The sequence below is a fragment of the Vibrio sp. 1978 genome (assembly GCF_033344345.1).
Window position 1 is genome coordinate 1 of the sequence record NZ_JAWPOP010001050.1, and the last position, 512, is coordinate 512.

Below are 512 nucleotides of genomic sequence, written 5' to 3' on the forward strand. Positions count from 1 at the left end.
ACATCCAGCTCAAGCATGCCACGACGACAAGCCCATTTAATACGCGCCTTTTCTTCAGGAGTGTACATTCATTATTCCTTCATAGATGTCTTGTTATTAATGCGGAGTGTAACAAGGGATGTGCTACGTCACTAGTGTGCGGGTCACAATACGTTAAGTAACTTCAAGGTGTCAGATTCAAAGCTGGTCACTGATTCAACACCACTGAACCTCACGTTTAGCAACAGCGAGCTCTTTCCTAATTATTCTGCCATGAAATCACGATAGAAAACGTCACCTATCCTTGATTGACATACGTTGTTGACGTTTCTTACTCAAGGTTGATTAGATTTCCAAATTACCGCTACATCTGAAAACTGAGCGGTTCTCGCTAAACCGAACACCTTAAGGTGACTTGGGCATATTGAAAGCTGACAAATGGTGAATCTGCATTTAACATAGCTGAAAAATATCTTCAAAAGGCATTGTAATCATGGAATGGCAAACTCGCTTTTCACCGCTCAACCTATCGA

General features: G+C 41.6%; 1 pseudogene. It reads right to left on the reverse strand.

The annotated features are described in order from the left end of the window. Window positions 1-68 (reverse strand): annotated as a pseudogene (locus R8N49_RS30600) (succinate dehydrogenase assembly factor 2 family protein); the annotation flags it as partial. Window positions 69-512 lie beyond the last annotated feature (444 nt).